Source organism: Streptomyces sp. DH10 (assembly GCF_029813805.1).
Classification (GTDB): Bacteria; Actinomycetota; Actinomycetes; order Streptomycetales; family Streptomycetaceae; genus Streptomyces; species Streptomyces coeruleofuscus.
In genome coordinates this window covers 428,619-444,423 of sequence record NZ_JARVKU010000003.1, presented here as the reverse complement: position 1 = coordinate 444,423, position 15,805 = coordinate 428,619, and the positions used below count along the sequence as shown (strand labels likewise).

Annotated in this window: 14 protein-coding genes and 1 pseudogene; 8 read left to right on the top strand and 7 right to left on the bottom strand. The window is 70.7% G+C overall.

Annotated elements, in window-relative coordinates; genetic code table 11:
• Positions 1-143: 143 nt before the first annotated feature.
• Together QC385_RS08970 and QC385_RS08965 are read right to left on the bottom strand one after the other, a co-directional pair.
• Positions 144-608: a DUF3017 domain-containing protein gene (locus QC385_RS08970; RefSeq protein ID WP_279540808.1), complete on the bottom strand. Its 465-nt coding sequence runs from the start codon at positions 606-608 to the stop codon at positions 144-146.
• Between the two features lie 352 nt (positions 609-960).
• Entirely contained in the window at positions 961-1,815 is an 855-nt protein-coding gene (locus tag QC385_RS08965; RefSeq protein ID WP_059423424.1) for a bifunctional methylenetetrahydrofolate dehydrogenase/methenyltetrahydrofolate cyclohydrolase, read from the bottom strand.
• A 272-nt stretch (positions 1,816-2,087) separates the two neighbouring features.
• Between QC385_RS08965 and QC385_RS08960 the strand changes: the two genes are divergently transcribed.
• Positions 2,088-2,693: a hypothetical protein gene (locus tag QC385_RS08960; RefSeq protein WP_279540704.1), complete on the top strand. Its 606-nt coding sequence runs from the start codon at positions 2,088-2,090 to the stop codon at positions 2,691-2,693.
• Positions 2,694-2,871: 178 nt separating this feature from the next.
• Positions 2,872-3,689 (top strand): IS5 family transposase gene (locus QC385_RS08955; protein WP_279540703.1). Its coding sequence is split into 2 segments (ribosomal slippage): positions 2,872-3,214 and positions 3,214-3,689, totalling 819 coding nucleotides; the frame shifts between segments, so codons are not numbered across the junction.
• Between the two features lie 28 nt (positions 3,690-3,717).
• Here QC385_RS08955 and QC385_RS08950 read toward each other — a convergent pair.
• Both QC385_RS08950 and QC385_RS08945 read right to left on the bottom strand, forming a co-directional pair.
• Positions 3,718-3,855, bottom strand: a complete 138-nt coding sequence (locus QC385_RS08950; RefSeq protein ID WP_279540702.1) for a hypothetical protein — start codon at positions 3,853-3,855, stop codon at positions 3,718-3,720.
• A gap of 323 nt (positions 3,856-4,178) precedes the next feature.
• Positions 4,179-4,634, bottom strand: a complete 456-nt coding sequence (locus tag QC385_RS08945; protein WP_279540701.1) for a hypothetical protein — start codon at positions 4,632-4,634, stop codon at positions 4,179-4,181.
• Between the two features lie 1,357 nt (positions 4,635-5,991).
• Between QC385_RS08945 and QC385_RS08940 the strand changes: the two are divergent.
• The 5 genes and pseudogenes from QC385_RS08940 to QC385_RS08920 all read left to right on the top strand — a co-directional run.
• Positions 5,992-6,099, top strand: a pseudogene (locus tag QC385_RS08940) (FHA domain-containing protein); the annotation flags it as partial.
• Between the two features lie 71 nt (positions 6,100-6,170).
• Complete coding sequence (locus QC385_RS08935) at positions 6,171-7,730, top strand: protein kinase domain-containing protein (protein WP_279540700.1); 1,560 nt, start codon at positions 6,171-6,173, stop codon at positions 7,728-7,730.
• Positions 7,731-7,943: 213 nt separating this feature from the next.
• Positions 7,944-8,687, top strand: a complete 744-nt coding sequence (locus QC385_RS08930) for an FHA domain-containing protein (protein ID WP_279540699.1) — start codon at positions 7,944-7,946, stop codon at positions 8,685-8,687.
• A complete protein-coding gene (locus QC385_RS08925; RefSeq protein ID WP_279540698.1) occupies positions 8,684-10,066 on the top strand; it encodes a protein kinase domain-containing protein in 1,383 nt (460 codons plus the stop codon). Before QC385_RS08930 ends, QC385_RS08925 begins: the two co-directional genes overlap by 4 nt.
• A gap of 143 nt (positions 10,067-10,209) precedes the next feature.
• Complete coding sequence (locus tag QC385_RS08920) at positions 10,210-10,608, top strand: peptidase inhibitor family I36 protein (protein ID WP_279540697.1); 399 nt, start codon at positions 10,210-10,212, stop codon at positions 10,606-10,608.
• A 66-nt stretch (positions 10,609-10,674) separates the two neighbouring features.
• Here the strand turns inward: QC385_RS08920 and purH are convergent, their stop codons facing one another.
• Both purH and purN read right to left on the bottom strand, forming a co-directional pair.
• Complete coding sequence (gene purH, locus QC385_RS08915) at positions 10,675-12,240, bottom strand: bifunctional phosphoribosylaminoimidazolecarboxamide formyltransferase/IMP cyclohydrolase (RefSeq protein ID WP_279540696.1); 1,566 nt, start codon at positions 12,238-12,240, stop codon at positions 10,675-10,677.
• Entirely contained in the window at positions 12,237-12,875 is a 639-nt protein-coding gene (purN, locus tag QC385_RS08910) for a phosphoribosylglycinamide formyltransferase (protein ID WP_150482607.1), read from the bottom strand. Before purN ends, purH begins: the two co-directional genes overlap by 4 nt.
• A gap of 321 nt (positions 12,876-13,196) precedes the next feature.
• On the opposite strand from purN, the gene QC385_RS08905 reads away from it, so the two are divergent.
• On the top strand, positions 13,197-13,973 hold the full coding sequence (locus tag QC385_RS08905) for a hypothetical protein (protein WP_279540695.1): 777 nt from the start codon (positions 13,197-13,199) through the stop codon (positions 13,971-13,973).
• Between the two features lie 16 nt (positions 13,974-13,989).
• Here the strand turns inward: QC385_RS08905 and QC385_RS08900 are convergent, their stop codons facing one another.
• Positions 13,990-15,744: a cell division protein PerM gene (locus QC385_RS08900; RefSeq protein ID WP_279540694.1), complete on the bottom strand. Its 1,755-nt coding sequence runs from the start codon at positions 15,742-15,744 to the stop codon at positions 13,990-13,992.
• Positions 15,745-15,805: the final 61 nt, after the last annotated feature.

Genomic DNA, 15,805 nt, shown 5'->3' with positions numbered 1-15,805 from the left:
GGAAGTACCGGAACCAGTACCGGAACCGTCACTTCCGTGCCACAGCGCACTGACAGCCGTTGAACAGGCTCTTCGCCGTGCAGGAGGGTTGGCCGTGACGGCGGTCCGTCCTTCCTCGGGGGAGAGGACGGACCGCCGTCCGGTCACTCGCTGGTGACCGTGAAGTGCAGCGTGTCCTTCAGGAACGGGAGCTGGAGCCAGGGATTGGGCTGCGCCATCAGCGCCAGCAGGACGATCGCCAGGCCCATGACGCCGTACGTGACGATGTCCGTGAACCGGGAGCGGACGGCGAGCATACCGACGCCCGGCAGCAGCCACCGCATCGCGCCACCGCCCAGCAGGGCGATGCCGATCAGCAGCGTCCCGACCCGGAACTGACCGAACGCTGTCACCAGCAGTCCGAGTCCGACCAGCCCCAGCACGGCGAGGACGGGCCACTGCCGCGCCGGCGCGAACGCGTCCCCGGGCGCGGCCCGGCCACCGCCCTCGGGTCGCGCGGTGTCCTTGGTGAACAAGGGAAACCGCCGGGTGACCCGCCGCGGGCGCCCCTCGGCATCGGGCGCGCTGACGGGATCCCGCACGGTGAGATCGTCGCCCTCCACCCGCACGCCCGAGTCGGCGTCCCCGTCGCGCCCACCCGGGTCGGCGTCACCGTCGCGCCCACCCGGGTCGGCGTCACCGTCGCGCACCCCCGGGCCGGCGTCACCCTCGCGCGCACCCTGCGCCTCCGCCTCGCTCTGCCCGGCCCGCGCACCCCCGCCGGCCTGAGTGCCCTCCGCGCCCGCGCCGCTGTGGGCACTCCGGCCGCTGGACACTCCGGCGGCGCTCGGAACGGCGGCCGGGGCACTCCGGGCGTCCCGCACGCCCGGGGCACCCTGATCGTCCCGCACGCTCCGGACGGCCGACGCACTCTCCGTGCTCCCGGCACCCGAGGCGCTGTCCGCGCTCCCCGCGTCCCGTTCAGCCGACACTGCGCTCCGCCGCCTCGACCACGTTGACGAGCAGCTGGGCGCGGGTCATCGGGCCGACTCCGCCGGGGTTCGGGGAGATGAAGCCCGCGACCTCGGCCACGTCGGGGTGGACGTCGCCCACGATCTTGCCCTCGGCACTGCGGGAGACACCGACGTCCAGGACGGCCGCGCCCGGCTTGACGTCCTCGGCGCGGATCAGATGGGCGGAACCGGCCGCGGCGACGATGATGTCCGCGCGCTTGAGGTGCGCCGACAGGTCACGCGTGCCGGTGTGGCACTGGGTCACGGTCGCGTTCTCGCTGCGCCGGGTCAGCAGCAGCGGCATCGGCCGGCCGATGGTCACACCCCGGCCGACCACCACGACCTCCGCGCCCTTGATCTCCACGCCGTAGCGGCGCAGGAGGGTCAGCACGCCGTTGGGGGTGCAGGGCAGCGGGGCCGGCTCGTTCAGGACCAGACGGCCGAGGTTCATCGGGTGCAGGCCGTCCGCGTCCTTGTCCGGATCCATGAGTTCCAGGATGCGGTTCTCGTCGATGCCCTTGGGCAGCGGAAGTTGCACGATGTAACCCGTGCAGGCCGGGTCCTCGTTCAGCTCGCGGACGGCAGCCTCGATCTCCTCCTGCGTCGCCGTGGCCGGCAGCTCGCGCTGGATGGAGGCGATGCCGACCTGCGCGCAGTCACGGTGCTTGCCGGCGACGTACTTCTGGCTGCCGGGATCGTCCCCGACCAGGATCGTGCCGAGGCCGGGCGTGACGCCCTTCTCCTTCAGCGCCGCCACGCGGGCGGTCAGGTCGGACTTGATCGCGGCTGCGGTGGCCTTGCCATCGAGAATCTGGGCGGTCATGCCCCCATCCTCGCGGATGACCCGCCCGCGGTTCCAATCCGGCCGCAATCCGGGCACCGCGGGGTCCGTCCTCCCGTATCCGCCCATGATCAGTGATGTTGCACTTGCACAACACATGGGGAATGCGGCTGGACAAGCCCGTCAGTGGTGAAGAACGATGACCTGACAAGTGCCGCGGGCAGCTCAACGGGGGGACGGCCGCAATCTGAAGAACTTTCCTCCGCGGATGCCACGCGTCGTCCCCGCACTCGGACCAACGGAGGAAAGCCCCCATGAGCTACGGCGACCCGAACAACCCCTACGGCGCTCCCCAGGGACATCCGCAGCAGCCGCAGCAGCCGGGCTACGGCTACCCGCAGCAGCAGGGGCAGGCCCCCGGTTACGGCTACCCGCAGGCCCCTCCGGTGTCCCCCTACGGCGGGCCCGCCGCGCCGACGACGATGCCGGGCTCGGTGAAAGCGGCCCGCGTGATGATGTTCGTGCTGGGTGGCTTCCAAGCGCTGGGCGGTGTGCTGATGATGGTGGCCAGTTCCATGTTCGCCGACGCCTTCGAAGACGCTGTCTCGTCCGATGCCAGCGTCTCCTCCCAGGACGCTGACACCATCGCCAATGTGGGCGCGGGCGTGATCATCGTCCTCGGTGTGATTGTGCTTGCCTTCGCCTTCTGGGCAATCTTCACCGGCGTGAAGTTCTCCACCGGCCGTGGTGGCGTGCGCGTTTCAGCGATCGTCTACGGCTCGGTGGTCACGCTGTTCAGCGTCCTTAGCCTTTTCGGAGCCAACGTCTTCGCCCTGTTCAGCCTTGCCGTCGGCATCCTGATCATTGTCTTCTGCGCAGGCAAGCAGGGCAGCGCCTGGTTCAACCGCCCGCGTTACTGACCGCGCCGACAGTTGTGAGTGCGTCAACGCGCCCTGCAGTGACGGGTTGGCGCGCAAAGGCGCACCACCGGGGGCCCTCTTTTCCCTTGTCCGGCGAGACATGACCCTGGACCATGCGTCGCTTGATCAACCTGGCCTAAGACCGTGTCCTACGTGGTGAGGGGTCGTTGACCTCGGTATGGGGCGGGGTACGTGGAGTTGGATTGTTCCGGACGGACTGTGGGAGATCGCGAAGCCGCTGATTCCTCCGTCGAGGGTGCGGCCGCAGGGCGGCGGAACACAGGACACGCCTGATGAGACGCTGTTCGCAGCCATCATCTACGTGCTGGTCAGCGGCTGTGCCTGGCGGGCCTTGCCGCCGTGCTTCGGCATCTCGAAGTCCACTGTTCACCGACGGTTCCTCATCTGGTCCAGGGCCGGCGTCTGGGGCCGCTTGCACGAAGCCGTGCTGCACCGACTCGACGACGCCGGCCTGATCGACGTCACCCGCGTTGTCCTCGACTCCGCCCACGTGAGGGCTAAAAAGGGGGCGAACTCACAGGTCCGAGCCCCGTGGACAGGGGCAAGCCGGGTTCCAAGATGCACGTCCTGTCGGACGCGAACGGACTGCCCCTCCTCGTCGGCGTCTCAGCCGCCAACGTCCACGACAGCGAAGCGCTGAAGCCGATGATGGCCGGTCACCAAACGAGACACGACCCCCACCGCGGCCGCCACTTCAAGCCCCAGCGCCTCCACGCCGACAAGGCCTACGACGTCCCTCACGTGCGGAAATGGTTACGCGGCAAACGCATCGGCGTACGCATCGCGCGCAAGGGCATCGAGTCCAGCGAACGACTCGGCCGCCGCAGGTGGGTCATCGAGCGGACCATCTCCTGGCTGAGCGGCTACCGACGACTCAACCACCGCTACGAGCGAAATCCCCGGAACTACCTGGCCTTTCTCGGACTCGCCGCAGCCCTGTGCTGCTACAAGCGACTCATCCGCCTCACCACGTAGGACACCGTCTAAATGGCCGGAGTTTCATTCAAGACAACAGCTTCTTGTTGGACAGTGCCAAGGCGTCCACGCGGGGAAGGGAGAAGGGCTTCATGACGGAGAGCATGGGCAGTTGAACGTACCGAGCGCCGAGTCGTAGCCGGTCGGGCTGATGCTCAGGCTCCACGCGCTCCTTGCTTCCTCGCTGCCGGGCTCAGCCGGCGGCTTGATGGGGGGGAAGCGGGCAGGGATCGAGTGCCCAGGACGCCCACAGTAGCTTTCCCTCTGTCACGCCAAGTCATGGAGCGTCTGAAGGGCGACTCGTTCATACAGAACCTGCAGGCTGTCCAATCGCGGAAGCTCCGGTCAGCAGGGCGACCCGAGAGGTCACCCGGTCTGACCGGAGCTCCCTTGCGTTGCGGACACCCCTAATGCGAGCTGTCACACGGCCCGAATTGGCACTTCAAGCAGCCAGCGGAGTCCGGAACAACCCGACAGGGCCTAGGCTGATCAGTGATCGTCACCGAAACCCACCACCGAACTGTAGTAGCCGGCGGCTATCGCGACACACGTGTAGCGCAGGGGATTCGCCGAGCCGTAAGCGTAATAGCAGTTTTGCGTCATCTGGGTGTTCAGGACGGCGTCGCATGCCTTCTTGTGGTTGCCAGGTTTGGCGTAGCACAGGTCATGCCGGGCGCAGGGGCCACGGAAATCCGCCTTGTTCCAGCTGTCGGGCGAGCTGGTGCAGTAATCGTGCAGACTGCCCTTGCTCGGCTTGTAGACGTAGTTGGAAGGCACTGTGACCTTACCCGAGGCCATGACAGTTGCGACGTTCGCCGCGGCCGTAGTCCGAACTTCAGCCGTCGCGTTGCCAGTCGCCTGTGCTGGCGCAGCAGTGAAGGCGCCGATTGCCACGGCGGCGAGAAGACCAGTGGCCATCGATCCACGCAAGCGGAACTTACTCATTTACTTATTCTCCCGTTGATTCAAGCGAATGCACACCGCGCGTCAGTACGTGACGCAAGCGCGCTCGTACAGTCAAGAAGAGCGTGAGATGTTAAGCGGTCAGCCGGAGAAAAATTGCAGTGTCACAATGCGTCCCTACGCACACATCACCACAGCTACTGTGCGCCTCTAACAGTGGTCGGCATTCCCGCGACGGCCGATAGGCCACTTCAGCACGGCGCGTGTCACATCTTCGCGAGTCACGACTGCGGCTCGCGGCTCCACCACTGCCGACACAGCTGGGCTCAAAAAGCCCAGTGCCAGCACGAAGCGTCACGCCCACACGGACGGCTATGCGCCGTGCATACCGGCGGTAGCGAACCTAATTCCGACACGAGCTCAGCGCCCGGCATTAGGCAGTGAGGATCACGGCGTTGGCGACAGAAGGCGAATCGTCACCAATACTCAAGCCGCTGCGCATTTGGGGACGGTCATCATCCCACTGGCCCGCTTTCACAAAATCCCCCTTTTGATCCGTACAGCAACTGGTCAGGAAGCTGCGCGCGCACGCCTTCGCGTCTTGCTGCATTCGGTCAGGCGCTGCGCCTCTATTAATACGCGCTTTCGGTGCATCACGCAAGTTCCCAACATCAGACGATGCAGTACGTCATGAGCTGGCATTGCAGACCGCTCACGCACGCTCGCCGAATCTCAAAAAAACCTCAAACACTCGACTCCGATGCGTTGATTTTTCCGTGCACCCGCGTAAGGGACATGTCGGTCCTGAAATTCTTTGTCCTGTCCAGAGATGTGGTGCGCCCTTGCCGTTGCACGTCCGCTGGCTGCTGTGAGTCCAGGTCACGGTGGTGCGACGGCTTGCACCGCACCATTCGCCTTTCGCTGCCCGCGTCGCCTGAGCTTGGCAACCTTGTAGACCCGCTCGGCATCGATGCCGGCGAACGCCAAGAGCACCCGGGCGGGCCCGGCGAACGACTCTCACTTCGCCGGTCCGTGCACGACACCGGCCTCTCCATCAGCCATCACGGATCCTGTCGCGGGGCTGGCGGCAATCACCGCGCAAGCGCCTCCTGAAACTTCAGCGGCTTCAGCCCCGAACGGGATCTACATGGTGGCGAGCACATCTAGGCCGTACCCAAGCGACTGGCCGCGCCGACTGCCAAGCCTGCCTGCTTGGCTGCAGACGTCCCGCTGCCCGTCGACCAGGTCCCCTACCGCCCGGTACTGAACGGGCCAGGTCGACCGGACCAGTTCACGCCATTCACTTCCAAGGGCCGTGTCTCACCCGTTCGAGGGGGGCACGGCCCTGGTGCGTCGCCCTAGTCTGACGTGCATAGCCGTCAGGCACGGGGAGAGCACCTTGTACAGCATCATCGTGGTACCTCCGCCGACCACGGAGGACGAGCGAGACCGCGGCCGGATCCGACTCGCGCCCGGCGAACGCCTCATGTCCGGCCGGTCCGCGCCCGACGACCGTGCCCACCGCTTCGCCCCCGCACGCGAGGACGGTCAGGCCGCCCCGCCGGGTGAGGTGACCCGGTGACCGAGCCCTACGCCGTGCCCGTACCGAAGGGGTACCGGGTCGGCGTCTGGGAGGTGCGCGAGGCCATCGCGACGGGCGCCTTCGGCAGCGTGTACGCGGCCCGGCGCATCGGCGACAGCACCGAGCTGCCGCCCACCGCCGCCCTGAAGTTCCTGCCCACCGGCACGGCCACGCCCCGGCGGCTGACCCATCTGCGCGAGCTGATCGAGCGGGAGGTCGAGCTGTACCGGCGGCTGAGGTATCCGCGGCTGGTGCGGATGTACGAGACGCTGACCGTGGACGACCCGGACCGCCCGCAGCTGGACGGCGCCACCGTCCTCGTCCTGGAGCGGGCCGAGGGCTCCCTGTCCGCCCTGCTCGCCGCCACACCCCGGCCCGCGGCCGGCCCCGCCCTGCTCGCGCAGATCTGCGAGGGCCTGGCCCAGCTGCACGACGCCGGCTGGGTGCACGGCGACCTGAAGCCGGCCAACGTGCTGCTGATGGAGGACGGTTCGGTCCGGCTCGCCGACTTCAACATGGCCGCCGAACTGGAGGGCACGCACGCCTACACGCCCGCCTTCTCCACCCCGGACTACACCCCGCCGGAACTGCTGTGGACCGAGATCGGCGAGCGCGGCCGCCGCATCCGCCCGTCCGCCGACGTATGGGCCTTCGGCGTCCTCGCGCACCTGGTGCTCACCGACTCCTTCCCGTTGCCCGGCGCCACCCCGGCGGCCCGCCGCGACGCGGCGGCGGCCTACGCCCGCCGCACCGACGCGCTGCGCCTGTCGCCCGAACTGCCCGACGACTGGCGGCAGATCATCACCGCCTGCCTGACCCGCACCCACAAGGACCGCATCACCGCCGGGGCACTGCTGTCCCGCGTCCGCGCGGCCACCGGCACCGCGCACCGCCCTTTCCGCCTGCCCCTTCTGCACCCGGGCCGCCGCCGCATCCGCCGCACGTTCCTCGCGGCGGCCGTGGCCGCTGCCGCGTCCGCTCTCGCCGCCCTGGCCTACGGCATCAGCGTCTGGTCCGGCGGGGCCCCGGGCGGCACGGGCTCCGGTTCGACCGCGAACGTCTCCGCCGCGTACGGCGCCTCGGAGCTCCGCACCGACCGGGGCATCCCGCCCGCCTACCGCCTGCTGATCGTGGAGACGGCACACGACTGCGACCAGAAGGAGGTCACGCCGGTCCTGATCGCCGCCATGCTGAAGGTGGAGAGCGACTTCGACCCGGACCTCTCCGACCCCGTCAACGACGAGTACGGGATCGCCCGCTGGACCCCGCGCGTCCTGCGCTGGTGGATGAACGAGGACGGCACGCCCGGCGAGACCGTCCCGCAACCCCCCTTCCCACCCGCCGAGTCCATTCCGGCGATGGGCCGCTACCTGTGCTGGATCGCCCCGCGCCTGCACGGCGACCTCCCGGGCGACCGCCGGGTCCTGATCGCCACCGCGTACCGCAGGTCGTACCGGACGGTGAACAAGGCGGGCGGGGTGCCGCCGGACGTACGCGGCTACGCCGACCGCATCGCCCACTACCTCGAGCAGTACGCACCCGAGGGCCGCAAGTGACCCTGGCCGCCCCGGCCGGTGCCCGATTCGGGGCCGCTCTCTCACGGAACGCGGTCACGGTGACGCGTGCGGCCAGGTTCACGCCCGTTGCCCGCACGAACCCGCCGTACCGGGCGAAAGCTTCGTAGCCGTACGGCACCGTCCCTTACCCTGCCCCTGATCCGTGTCGGACGGAGAGGGTGGCCCTCATGACCAGGGGGAGGGGGACGGCCCATGTACAGCATCATCGTCGTGCCGCCGCCGAGCGGCGGGCCGGCGGAGCAGATCACCATCGCGCCGGGTGAGGTGCTCGCGTTCGGCAGAGCCGCCCCGGACGGCGTCGGTCTCACGATCGCCCACGCCGGGGTGCCGAGAGTCGCCGGAGAGATCACGGCGCACCGCAGCTACTGGCTGCTGAGCAACCTCAGCGAGGACCAGACCTACGTGGTGGAGAACCCGGAGGGCGCGGGTGAACACATCAAGCTCGTGCCGGGACGTCTCGACGCGCCCGTGCCGTTCGAGTTCGCGCGCGTGGTCCTGCCCGCCGCCGGTGACCTGCTCAGTTTCGACGTCTGGGCGCCGCGCCACGCGTTCCGCAGCGTCGCCCGCCATGGGCTCCCGGGAGCGGCCACGGCTCCCGCGTTCGCGCTGGACCGCACCAAGCGGTACTTCGCGGTGCTGGCAGCGCTGTGCGAAGCCCGACTGCGCGGCGAACCCCACGCCCCGATCCCGGCCGTCGACCAGCTGGTGGAGCGCCTGCGGTGTGCCTGGCCAGCGGTCAACCGGTCCGCCGTGTACTGGAACATCGACTACCTGGCCGTCAAACTGCGCCTGCGCCCCGGCCCGGACACGGCGGAACCAGGCCGGCGCGTCAACGGCAAGAAGGAGACCCTGGTGTCCCTGGCGCTGCGGTTCGGCCTCGTGACCGAGGAGGATCTGACCGTGCTGGCCGCGGCCCCGAGCGGGGTGGGCCGATGACCGGGCGGCCGTACGCGGTGCCCGTCCCGAAGGGCTATCGCGTCGGGGCCTGGGAGGTGCGCGAGCCCCTCGCGTCAGGGGCGTTCGCCACGGTCTACGCGGCCCGGCGCACCGCCGGGAACGAAGAACCCCGCCGGGCGGCCCTGAAGTTCCTGCCGACCGGCACCCGCACTCCGCGCCAGCTGCACCACCTGCGCGAACTGGCGGAGCGCGAGGTCACGTTGCTGAGACGGCTGCGCTCGCCCCGGCTGATCCGCATGTACGACACGCTGACCGTCGACGCCCCGGACCACCCGGAGCTCGACGGCGCGACGGTCCTCGTCCTGGAGCGGGCGGAGCACTCCCTGGACGTCGTGCTCACCCGCACGCCGGTTCCGGAGTCCGGGCCCGCCGTCCTCGCCCAGGTCTGCGAGGGCCTGCACCAGCTGCACCGCGCGGGCTGGGTGCACGGCGATCTCAAACCGGCCAACGTGCTGCTGATGAGGGACGGCTCGGTCAGGCTGGCCGACTTCAACATGGCCGCCGAACTGGAAGGCACGCACGCGTACGCACCGGCCTTCGCGACCCCTGACTACACGCCGCCGGAGCTGCACTGGCCGGAGCTCGACGAGCGGGGCACCCGCGTCCGCCCGTCCGCCGACGTGTGGGCCTTCGGGGTCCTGGCCCATGTGGTCCTGACCGGCACGTACCCGTTGCCGGGCGGTTCTGCGGAGGCCCGTACCGAGGCGGCGATGCGCTACGCCCGCGGCCTTGAGGAACTCCGGCTGTCGCCCGGACTTCCGGATGCCTGGCGGGAGATCATCAGCGACTGCCTCGCCCGCACCCACCGGGAACGCGCCGCCCACGGCACGACCGCACTGCTGCGCCGCGTGGAGAAGGCCGCGGGCACCCCCCGCTCGCCCCGGCTGCTCCGGCTGCCCCGGCCGCGCCCCGCTGCCTGGCGGCGTCCCGCCCTGGTGGCGGCCGTCTCGGCGGCGCTCCTTGCGGGTGCGGTGACGGCGACGTACGCGACGCTGCGGGACGACGAACCGTCGTACGGCTACCACCGCTGCCCGTTCGGATCCGTCTGCTTCTTCAGCGAGCAGAACGGCACCGGTGACATGTGCAGCTGGAGCGGGAACGACCCGGACTGGCTCTCGGGCCGGGACACCTGCGAGTGGAGCCGCAGCAAACCGGTGCGGTCCGTCTTCAACAACGGTGACGACTCGGGCGGTCTGGGGGGTGTGGCCTACTTCCGGGGCCGTGACTACGTCCCCGTGGGCCCGGACATCAACCGCCCGAACAACCGGAAACGCACCGGCTGTACGTCCGTGCGCGCCCAGGGCAACCTGGCCGGCACTTACGCACCGCTGTCCCACCGCTTCATCGAGCACTGCTGAAAAGCGCCCTGGAATGTTCCAGGTTCCCCCGGCCCGCTCCGGCGGACACAGTGGTGACGCGCCGCACAGGCGTCACGAAACGGGGGCGAGGGCAGCCCAGCGGTGCATGCTCTCAGCCACTCCATGACCTGGAGGACGTACACATGAAGCGAGTACGAGCGCTGCGCAGCAAGGCGTCTCTCTTCGCCGGAGCCACGCTGCTCGCCGGCCTCGGCGTCGGCGTCGCCGCCTCACCCGCGCAGGCCGCCTACTCCGACTGCGACAAGGGAGAGATCTGCTTCTACACGGGCGACGACGGCACCGGGAAGATGTGTGCCTGGTCCGGCAACGACAACGACTGGCGCAACGGGTCCACCACCTGCTCCTGGGCCGCGGACAACAAGGTGCGGTCCGTCTACAACAGGGGCACCAGCGGCATGGCGGTCGTCTACTACTCCGGCGCCAACTACGAGGACCGTGAGGGCTGTACGACCAGCGGCAAGAAGGGCAACCTGTCCGGCAAGTACATGCTCCGCTCCCACAAGTGGGTCAACAAGTGCTGAGGCACCGCGCATGACGGGGCCCCGCCGGTGACGCACCGGCGGGGCCTTCGCGCTGCCACGGCGGGCTCAGTGGAAGAAGTGCCGCGTCCCCGTGAAGTACATCGTGATGCCGGCCTTCTGCGCGGCCTCGACCACCAGCTCGTCACGGACCGAACCGCCGGGCTGCACGATGGCCTTGACGCCGGCGGCGCCCAGGACGTCGATGTTGTCGGGGAACGGGAAGAATGCGTCCGACGCGACGTACGAGCCCCGGGCCCGCTCGGCCCCGGCCCGCTCCACCGCCAGCTTGCAGGAGTCGACCCGGTTGACCTGGCCCATGCCGACGCCGACCGAGGCACCGTCCTTGGCGAGCAGGATCGCGTTGGACTTCACCGCGCGGCAGGCCTTCCAGGCGAAGGCGAGCTGCTGGAGCTCGTCGGCGTCCAGCGCCTCGCCGGTCGCCAGCGTCCAGTTGGCCGGGTCGTCGCCGTCGGCCTGGAGCCGGTCGGTCACCTGGAGCAGCGCACCGCCGTCGATCGGCTTGACCTCGACCGGGGCGGAGGGCCCGTCGGGGCAGCGCAGCACGCGGATGTTCTTCTTCTTGGTGAGGGCCTCCAGGGCGCCCTCCTCGTAGTCCGGCGCGACGATGACCTCGGTGAAGATCTCGGCGACCTGCTCGGCCATCTCCTTGCTGACCGGGCGGTTGACCGCGATCACACCGCCGAACGCCGACAGCGGGTCACAGGCGTGCGCCTTGCGGTGCGCCTCGGCGACGTCCGCGCCCACCGCGATGCCGCAGGGGTTGGCGTGCTTGATGATCGCGACACAGGGCTCGGCGTGGTCGTACGCGGCACGGCGGGCGGCGTCCGTGTCCGTGTAGTTGTTGTACGACATCTCCTTGCCGTGCAGCTGCTCGGCCTGGGCGAGGCCGCCGCCCTCCGGGGAGACGTAGAGCGCGGCGGGCTGGTGCGGGTTCTCGCCGTAGCGCAGGGTGTGCTCGCGCTCCCAGGTGGCGCCGAGGAAGTCGGGGAACCGCGACTCGTCGACGGGCGCGTAGGAGGAGGCGAACCAGGAGGCGACGGCGACGTCGTACGCGGCCGTGTGCTGGAAGGCCTCGGCGGCGAGCCGCTTGCGGGTGGCGAGGTCGAAGCCGCCGCCCTGGACGGCCTTGAGCACATCGGCGTAGCGGGCCGGGCTGGTGACGACCGCGACCGAGGGGTGGTTCTTGGCGGCCGCCCGGACCATCGACGGGCCGCCGATGTCGATCTGCTCGACGCACTCGTCGGGGGTGGCCCCGGAGGCGACGGTCTCGCGGAACGGGTAGAGGTTGACGACGACGAGGTCGAACGGCTCGACACCCAGCTCGGCGAGCTGCCGCTGGTGGTCCTCCAGGCGCAGGTCGGCGAGGATGCCGGCGTGGACCCTGGGGTGCAGCGTCTTGACGCGGCCGTCCAGGCACTCGGGGAAGCCGGTGAGCTCCTCGACCTTGGTGACCGGGACGCCGGCGGCGGAGATGCGGGCGGCCGTGGACCCGGTGGAGACGAGCTCCACACCGGCCTCGTGCAGGCCGCGGGCGAGCTCCTCCAGCCCGGTCTTGTCGTAGACGCTGACGAGCGCCCGGCGAAGGGGCCGCTTGTTGCTCTCGGCGGTCACTGGATAACTACCTTTCGTCCCTCAATGCGATAGCCGTTGCGGGCGAGCCGCCCCACGACCTCGACGAGCAGCCTTCGCTCGACTTCCTTGATGCGCTCGTGCAGAGCGCTCTCGTCGTCCTCGTCCCGGACCTCGACCACGCCCTGGGCGATGATCGGTCCGGTGTCGACGCCGTCGTCGACGAAGTGGACGGTGCAGCCGGTGACCTTGGCGCCGTACGCGAGCGCGTCCCGTACGCCGTGGGCCCCCGGGAAACTCGGCAGCAGGGCGGGGTGCGTGTTGACGAACCGCCCGCCGAACCGCGCCAGGAACTCCTTGCCGACGATCTTCATGAAGCCGGCGGAGACGACGAGGTCGGGCTCGAAGGCGGCGACGGCCTCGGCGAGCGCGGCGTCCCACTCCTCGCGGCTGCCGTAGTCCCTGACCTTGCGCACGAAGGTCGGCAGCCCGGCGCGCTCGGCGCGGGCCAGCCCCTCGATGCCCTCACGGTCGGCGCCGACGGCCACGATCTCGGCCCCGTAGGCCTGCGCACCGGCGGCGTCGATCTCGTCGAGGAGCGCCTGAAGGTTGGTGCCGGATCCGGAGACCAGCACGACCAGGCGCTTGGCGCGCTGGGCCACGGGCTTGGCGGCCACGGTGGGGGGCCTTTCTCGGGGGAGCGTCTGTCCAGGCGGCCGGCCTCGGGGTTTGTGCATTCATACGAATGCTTCGCGCCCCCGGATACGGGGAAGCCTACGAACCGGCCGACCGTCAGCAACGATACCGGCACACCGGGCGGCCCCCACGGGACGGGGGGACGGCCGGAAGGTAGCGTCTGGGCGGAGCCGGTTCGGGAACGCCGTCCGGACGTGATGCGTTCACGAGGTGTCGGACCCGGGTCCGACACCGTTCGGTTCTGTCCACTCGTCCCTACTCTTCGATTCATTCCTACTCATCCACGGGAAGACGCTCACTTGATGCCGGACCGCAGCATGCGACTCCTCACGTTCCCCCAGCTCTCGGCGCAGGGAGGGGAGCGCGGCAGCGTGCTGCTGCGGGAGCGCCCCAGCTCCCCACCCGACGCACCTTCGGAGGGCGACCGCGGCGACGAGCGGGGGCGCGGGTCCCAGGAGGACAACCCGTTCGCCCCGCCGCCCGAGGGCACCCCGGACCGGCCCTGGCAGCCGCGGCGCCCGTCGGGCGACGACTCCCAGGACGGCGGGGAGGGCGACCGCGGGCCGTGGGCCAGGAAGTGGAGCGACCGGCAGCCCGGCCGCTCGTCCGGCGGCTTCGGCGACCGCCCCCGCGGCGGCCCCGAGGGACCGGGCGACCCCAAGGGCGGCCAGAACCCGCGCTGGGACCCGACGGATCCCGCCCAGCGTCATGCGCGCTACGCCCTGCTCTCGGGCATGTGGGCCTTCTTCTTCGCCCTCTTCAGCTGGCCGTACGTGGCACTGCTGCTGGGCGCGCTCTCCCTCTACTGGGGCATCAGCGCCCTGCGCGCCAAGCCCCGCAGGGCCGACCCGGACAGCCCGGTCCCCGAGCAGACGGGCCGCCCCCAGACGACGGCAGCGGTGAGCGGCCTGGTCACGGCGTCCCTGGCCATCGCCCTGGTCGCCGCGTCCTTCACGGCCCAGCTGGTCTACCGCGACTACTACACCTGCACGAACGACGCCCTCACGAACGAGGCCCGGCAGTCCTGCACGGAGCTCCTGCCGAAGGAGCTGCGGGGGTTGCTGGGGGCGAACGACTGACGCCCGGCCCGCCGCCTCACGGGGTGTCCGGCTCGGGCGCGGAGTCAGGCGGAGGCAGGGCGTCACAGGGCTCGGGGGCCGGGTCGGACGGCAGGAAGTCGTACGGTTCGAACGCGGTGTCGCCGGTGTCGTCCCGCTGGTCCCGGAGGCCGTACAGGGCGTCGTGACCGAAAGGAGCGTAGGGGGCATCCGCCGTGGCGGGTGAGGTGTTCGGCTTCGCGTCCCCGTCGGGCGGGAAGGCGTCGCCCCCGGCGACTCCGGCGATCCCGGCGACTCCTGTGCGGGTGAACCAACCCCGGGCGGAGCGCGTGCCCTTCCAGGGTCGCCCGGCCTTTCGGACACCCTCGGCCGGCACCTCCCGCTGCTTGCCGATCCTCGGACCGTCCGCCTCGGGTGCACGGCATCGCCAGGCCCGTACGGTCACCGCCGTCGGGACGGCCACCAGCACCAGCCACGCCAGTGCCGCCGCACCCACCTGCCACCACACCGGACCGAACCGGGCCAGGACGGTGACCCCGAGCGGCCCGCCCGCCAGCGCCGCGAGACCCGCGAGTGCGGTCGCGCACAGCACGGCCGCGAAGGCGGCGGCACGGGCGGTGCGCCCCGGCGGCCAGACGGCACCGCACCCGCCGCCCGGCCGTGTCCCGCCGCGCTCTGCGGAGGCCGCCCCTCGCGCCACGACCCAGCCGACGACCACCCCGGCGGCCACCGGCACGGCACCGGCCGCCGCCCAGTGCACCAGCCGCCCCTCCCCCGCCTCCGGCACCGCCGCCAGCAGCGGGAACGGCGGCAGGAACGGAACCGGCGCCGAGGACAGCGGACTGACGACATGGCCGGCGCCGAGGGCGAATCCGGGGCCGAGGGCGTAGGCGGCACCCCACACCGCCGCGTTCGGCACCAGCGCCGCGCACAGCAGCAGCACCGCGAAGCGTCCCGACCACCCCTCCGTCAGCCGCAGCAACGCCGCCTGGGCCGCCGCCCCGTGCCCCAGCAGCGACACCGCCACCAGCAGCGCACCGCCCCCGACGAGCACGGCCGCCCCGGCCGCCGCGGCCCGGGCGGCGACACCGGGGCGCCCCTCCGGCCCGAGGACCAGCGGCCGTACGCCCACCGGCAGCCCGCCCAGCAGCCGCCGCAGCGGCCCGCCCGGACGGCCGTACGCCGACCACACGCCCGCTCCCGCCGCCACGACGGCGACCAGCGGCACGCACACCCCCGCCCACACCCACGACGGCCGCAGCGCACCGCCCGCGGCGTACAGGGCGGCGGGCGCGGCGACGGCGAGGTAGCCGAGGACGACACCCGTCCACGCGGTACGGACGGAGACCAGCGGCGGCCCCGCGACCACCGCGATGTCCACGACCTCCTCGATTCCGTCGTCGAAGCCGTCGTCCCCGGCCTCGGCCCCGCCGTCCGTGGCGTCCCGCGCCGCCCGGTGCAGCAGCCACACCGGCAGCGCGAGCAGCAGCAGCGGCGGGACACCCACGGGAGCCGGGACGCCGGCGAGCGTGTCGGTGCGGACCAGTTCGGCTCCGTGGGCCAGCAGCCACAGCGCCGCCGCCACGTGCAGCGCGCCGCCGGGCCCGCTGTCGGGATACGGCGAGGTGATCCACAGCATCATCACCAGCACGGCGAACGACGCGAGTCCGAGTCCGGCCGCGACCGCGCCGCCCACGAGGGCGCCGGCCAGTCCAGGCGAGCGGTCGCGCATCCGGGTGAGCAGGGGTGACGGCCTACGTCGGCGAGCGGTCATCTCGATCACGCCCGCCATGCTCCCAACGACACGCGCTTTCCCGTCGCAACAGGCGAAGTATCGCTGTGTCGCTCAATAT

Bases quoted from the DNA above. Each gene is read 5' to 3' on its own strand.
- QC385_RS08965 (WP_059423424.1), bottom strand. From the start codon at position 1,815: ATGACCGCCCAGATTCTCGATGGCAAGGCCACCGCAGCCGCGATCAAG.
- QC385_RS08960 (WP_279540704.1), top strand. From the start codon at position 2,088: ATGAGCTACGGCGACCCGAACAACCCCTACGGCGCTCCCCAGGGACAT.
- QC385_RS08945 (WP_279540701.1), bottom strand. From the start codon at position 4,634: ATGAGTAAGTTCCGCTTGCGTGGATCGATGGCCACTGGTCTTCTCGCC.
- QC385_RS08930 (WP_279540699.1), top strand. From the start codon at position 7,944: ATGTACAGCATCATCGTCGTGCCGCCGCCGAGCGGCGGGCCGGCGGAG.
- QC385_RS08925 (WP_279540698.1), top strand. From the start codon at position 8,684: ATGACCGGGCGGCCGTACGCGGTGCCCGTCCCGAAGGGCTATCGCGTC.
- QC385_RS08920 (WP_279540697.1), top strand. From the start codon at position 10,210: ATGAAGCGAGTACGAGCGCTGCGCAGCAAGGCGTCTCTCTTCGCCGGA.
- QC385_RS08905 (WP_279540695.1), top strand. From the start codon at position 13,197: ATGCCGGACCGCAGCATGCGACTCCTCACGTTCCCCCAGCTCTCGGCG.
- QC385_RS08900 (WP_279540694.1), bottom strand. From the start codon at position 15,744: ATGGCGGGCGTGATCGAGATGACCGCTCGCCGACGTAGGCCGTCACCC.